Source organism: Geminicoccus flavidas, from assembly GCF_009806515.1.
Taxonomy (GTDB): domain Bacteria; phylum Pseudomonadota; class Alphaproteobacteria; order Geminicoccales; family Geminicoccaceae; genus Geminicoccus; species Geminicoccus flavidus.
In genome coordinates this window covers 1-5,359 of the sequence record NZ_WUJP01000757.1, presented here as the reverse complement: position 1 = coordinate 5,359, position 5,359 = coordinate 1, and the positions used below count along the sequence as shown (strand labels likewise).

Sequence of the window (5,359 nt, the reverse complement as noted above, 5' to 3'; positions counted from 1 at the left end):
GCTGGCCCGGACGAGGCCGCCCGGCACATCGTCGCCGCCGGCCTCGCCGGCCGCGACGATGTCCGCTTCGCCCTGGGCGGCCCGATCTTCGACGATGCCGGTGCCAGCGACGCCGAGGAGATCGGCCTGACCATTGCCCTGGCGGTGGATCTCGCCCGCCGGCTGGAGGAGGTGCAGGAGCCGGGTCGGGTGCTGGAGCGGGCGATCCTGCGGGTCACCACCAGTGCCGACTTCTTTGCTGGCATCGCCAAGCTGCGCGCCCTGCGCCGGCTCTGGGGGCGGGTGGCCGAGATCCTGGAACTGCCGGCACTCCGCCCGACGGTGCTCGCGACCAGCTCGGCGCGGATGCTGACCCGCTATGACCGCTGGACCAACCTCTTGCGCAACACGATCGCTGCCGCGGCCGCCGGCCTGGGCGGCGCCGACGCGGTGACCGTGCTGCCGCACGACCATGCCTGCGCGCCGCCCGACCCGTTCGCCGCGCGGATGGCGCGCAACATCCAGAACGTCCTGCTGGAGGAAAGCCGTCTGGGCCTGGTGGCCGATCCGGCCGGCGGCAGCTGGCATGTCGAGCAACTGTCCGAACAGCTGGCGGGTGCCGGCTGGGCAGTGCTGCAGCGGGTCGAGGCCGCGGGCGGCATGGCCGCTGCCTGCCGCATAGGTCTGGTGGAGGACCTGCTCGCCGAGCGCCGGGCCAGTCGCCGGGCACTGGTGGCGACGCGCCGGCGGCCGATCCTGGGGGTGAGCCTCCATCCGGACGGAGGCGAGCGCGAGGTGCCGTCTAGGCGGGAAGAGGCACTTGGCCGGCGCCTGCCGCGGGTCCGCGATGCACAGGAGCTGGAAGATCTGCGTGACCGGGTGCTCCAGGCGGGACTGGCCCCGGTGCCGGTCCTGACCCTGGGTCCGGTTGCGCGGCACACGGGACGGCTGGGCTTCGCCCAAGGGCTTCTGGCGGCCGCTGGGCTCGAAGCCGCGGTCACCGACCGGTCGGACGCGGTCCCACCGGAGGCGCGCCTGGTGCTGATCGCCGGGGACGATGCCGATTATGCCGAAAGCGGCGTGGCGGCGGTGCGTCACCTGCGTGAAACCGGAGCAGGTGCGGTTCATCTCATGGGGCGGCCGCGCGACGTCGCGCCGGCGCTGGCGGAGGCCGGCGTCGATCGCTTCGTGCGGCAGGGCGACGACCTGATGACCTATCTGGAAGACGTGGTGGAGCAGCTGCGATGAGGAAGGTCCCGAGCCTCGCCGGCCTGCCGCTCGGGCCGCGCCCGGCGGCAACCGCCGGCGCCCCGCAGCCCCCCTGCTTCGAGACGCCCGAGGGAATCGGGCTCGCCCCCCTCTACAGCTCGGCAGACCGGGCAGGTATCGCGACGTTGGACAGCCTGCCCGGCATTCCGCCCTTCGTGCGCGGGCCGTATCCGACCATGTACGTCCAGTCGCCCTGGACGATCCGGCAATATGCCGGCTTTTCCACCGCGGCAGCGAGCAACGCCTTCTACCGGCGCAACCTCGCCGCCGGGCAGAAGGGGCTCTCGATCGCCTTCGACCTCGCCACCCATCGCGGCTACGATAGCGACCATCCCCGCGTCATGGGCGATGTCGGCATGGCCGGGGTGGCGATCGATTCGATCCTGGACATGCGCGAGCTGTTCGCCGGCATCCCGCTCGACCGGATGAGCGTGTCGATGACCATGAATGGTGCTGTCCTGCCGATCCTCGCCCTGTTCGTGGTGGCGGCGGAAGAACAGGGGGTGCCACCCGAGAAGCTGACCGGGACCATCCAGAACGATATCCTCAAGGAGTTCATGGTCCGCAACACCTACATCTTTCCGCCCCGGCACAGCATGCGGGTGATCTCGGACATCTTCGCCTTCACTGCCGAGCGGATGCCGAAATTCAACTCGATCAGCATTTCCGGCTACCACATGCAGGAGGCCGGGGCGACCGCGGACCTGGAGCTCGCCTACACGCTGGCGGACGGCGTGGAATATGTCCGGGCCGGCCTGGCCGCCGGGCTGAAGGTCGACGCGTTCGCGCCGCGCCTGTCGTTCTTCTGGGCGATCAGCATGAACTATTTCATGGAGATCGCCAAGCTGCGCGCCGGGCGGCTGCTCTGGGCCAAGCTCATGAAGCAGTTCGACCCGGCCGACCCACGCTCGCTCAGCCTGCGCACCCATTGCCAGACCAGCGGCTGGTCGCTCACGGCGCAGGACGTGTTCAACAACGTCACCCGCACCATGATCGAGGCGATGGCGGCGACCCAGGGCCACACCCAGTCGCTGCACACCAACTCGCTGGACGAGGCGCTGGCGCTTCCGACCGACTTCTCCGCCCGGATCGCGCGCAACACCCAGATCCTGCTGCAGGAGGAAAGCGGCACCACGAGGCCGGCGGACCCCTGGGGTGGCTCCTATTTCGTCGAGAGGCTGACCGCGGACTTGGCCGCCCGTGCCTGGGAGCACATCCAGGAGGTCGAGGCCAGCGGCGGGATGGCGCGGGCGATCGAGCAGGGTATCCCCAAGCTCCGGATCGAGGAGGCGGCGGCGCGCACCCAGGCCCGGATCGACTCCGGCCAGCAGGTGGTGGTCGGCGTCAACAAGTACCGGGCGGAGCAGGAGCAGGCGATCGAGGTCCTGAAGGTCGACAACGGCGCGGTGCGCCGGGAGCAGTTGGACAAGCTCGCCCGCCTCAAGGCCGGGCGCGACCAGGCGGCGGTCAACTGTTCGCTCGCGGCCCTGTCCGCCATGGCGGAGGAGGGGCAGGGCAATCTCCTGGCTGGCTCGATCGAGGCGGCCAGGGCGGGTGCCACGGTCGGCGAGATGACCGAGGCCCTGGAGCGGGTCTGGGGGCGGCATGTGGCGCAGATCCGCACGATCACCGGGATCTACGGGCAGGAGACGCGGTCGGTGGCCAAGGTGGCGAAGGTCCGGGCGATGGTGGAGCGGTTCGCCGAGAACGAGGGGCGCCGGCCGCGCATCCTGATCTGCAAGATGGGCCAGGACGGCCATGACCGCGGCCAGAAGGTGATCGCGTCGAGCTTCGCCGACCTGGGCTTCGACGTGGACATCGGCCCGCTCTTCCAGATGCCGGCCGAGGCGGCCCAGCAGGCGGTCGACAACGACGTCCATGTCGTGGGCGTCTCCAGCCTAGCGGCCGGCCATCTGACCCTGGTCCCGGCGCTGAAGGCCGAGCTCACGGCACGCGGGCGCGACGACATCCTGATCGTGGTGGGCGGCGTGATCCCGCCGCAGGACCATGACGCCCTGAAGGCAGCGGGTGCCGCGGCGATCTTCCCGCCCGGGACGGTGATCGCGGAGGCCGCAGGCGAGCTGATCGAGCGCCTGAACCGCACGCTGGGCTACGACGCCGCGGCATGAGCCGCCCGGGACCCTCCCGTCAGGAGGCGATGCCGGCCGGAGCCATCCCGCCGGCCTCGCCGGGCGGATCGTCCGGCACGATCCCGGCGCTCAAGGGGATGCGCAGGTCGCAGCGGATCCCGTCCGGCCGGAAATCGACCTCCACCTCGGCACGCAGCTCGTAGACCAGGCCACGCTTGAGCTGCAGCATGCCGAAGCCCTCCGGCCCCGGTTGCGGGTTGCCGCCGGACAGCTCCTCCCAGACGAAATGCAGCCTGCCCTCGGGGCTGGCACCCTCCACCGACCAGCACGCCATGATGCGGCCGTCCGGGCTGAACAGCGCGCCATGCTCCAGCGCGTTGGTGACCAGCTCGTGGATGGCCAGGCCCAGCGCTTCCGCCGCCTTGCCCTTCAGCCGCACCGGCGGCCCCACGACCTGCAGCCGGCTCGACTGCCGGACATGGCTCGCGAGCAGTTCCTCGTCGATCAGGCCCTGCAGGTCGACGCCGCGGCCGGGAAAGCGGGTCACGGCCGCCTGGACCCGCGCCAGCGCGCCGATCCGCCCATCCAGATGGGCAGCCAGGTCCTGCAGGTTCGAGGCGCTCTCGGCGGTGCGGCGGGCGATCGAGCGCACCACCGCCAGCGTGTTGCGCAACTGGTGCTGCAACTGCTCCATCAGGTGCTGCTGCCGCTCCTGGCGGCCATGCAGGTCGTCGATGTCGACGGTAATGCCGACCCACCCGGCCGGCCCGCCGGCCTCATCGGGCAGCGGCTCCGCCCGCATCCTGGACCAGCGATGGTGCCCCTCGGCCGCGTGCCACAGCCGGAGGTCGGCCTCGAACCGGTCAGTGCCCCGGGCCTTGCCCAGCGCATCACCGATTCGGGCGCGATCGTCCGGATGCAGGGCGTCCAGCCAGCCGGCACCGGCCGATACGTCCGCGGTCTGGCCGGTCAGGCTCTGCCAGTCCCGGCTGGCCCAGATCCAGGCGCCTGCCGCATCCGCCTGCCAGACCGGCTGCGGGATGGCGTCCCAACCGGCACGCAGCCGGTTGACGGCAAGCTGCTGGACGGGCTCGTCCAGCCGGGCGCCGATCGCCTCGGCCGCCTGGGTTACGAACAGGTCGAGATGATGCAGATCGCTCGCCGAGGGCAGCATGGGTGCACGAAAATAGGCGGATAGCACGCCCAGCGGGCGACTGCCCCCGTCGATGAGCGGGATGGCCTGCGCCCCGCGGATGCCCAGCTCCCTCGCGCGGTCCTTGTCCAGCAGCGGGTCGGTATCGCGGGTGATGTCCTCCACCGCGATCCGGCGTCTTGTGTTAAATGCCCGGACCACCACCAGCATCCGGCCCGTCACCGGCAGCACGCGGAACTCGTCCACCACCGCCTGGTCGAAGCCGCGCTGTGCCGCGATCCTGAGCGTGCGGTGCTCGGGCTCGTAGAGCCGCAGGACACCCAGATCGGCATCCTGCAGCGCCATGGCGGCATCCAGCACCTGCTCCAGGAGCGGCTCAAGCCGGGTGCAGGCCGCGAGGCGCCCTGACAGGCGGTGCAGCCGGGTCAGTGCCGCGACCTCCATGCTGAGCGCACGGCACAAGGCCGCGACCTCGCTGTCGCCGGCCCGTGCCGCGGTGACGTCCCACAGGATCCCGCCGAGCGTGACCCCGCCGCTTGCCGGCTGGCGCAGCGCGGTGCCGCGTGCCTCCAGGCAGATGACTCGCCCGTCCCGCGGGCGCACCATCCGGTAGGCGAACTGGAACGGGCCGCCGCGCTCGGCAGCCCTGCGCCGCTCGGCGCGCAGCCGGTCGAGGTCGTCAGCATGGACGCTGCGGTCGTGGTCCGCCACGTCCACGCAGTGCTCGCTCCCGATCCCCACCATCTCGACGGCCGCTCTGGAAAGCCGCAAGAGCCCGGCCGCGAGGTCATGCTCGAAGGTGGCGACGTCGGCGGCGGCGAAGAACTCGGCACCGGCCTGCAGGCAGGTGCTGGCCGGCATTCCGGGC

The 5,359-nt window shown here is 71.4% G+C and carries 3 protein-coding genes; 2 read left to right on the top strand and 1 reads right to left on the bottom strand.

What is annotated here, in order from left to right; all coding sequences use genetic code 11:
* On the top strand, window positions 1-1,227 hold a 1,227-nt coding region (locus EQG76_RS21770; RefSeq protein WP_235031500.1), incomplete at its 5' end, for a methylmalonyl-CoA mutase family protein.
* Complete coding sequence (gene scpA, locus EQG76_RS21765; RefSeq protein WP_159716422.1) at window positions 1,224-3,377, top strand: methylmalonyl-CoA mutase; 2,154 nt, start codon at window positions 1,224-1,226, stop codon at window positions 3,375-3,377. The genes EQG76_RS21770 and scpA, both read left to right, overlap by 4 nt.
* Before the next feature lie 19 nt (window positions 3,378-3,396).
* Here the strand turns inward: scpA and EQG76_RS21760 are convergent.
* The coding region (locus EQG76_RS21760; RefSeq protein WP_159716421.1) for a PAS domain-containing protein at window positions 3,397-5,359 on the bottom strand (1,963 nt) is incomplete at its 5' end.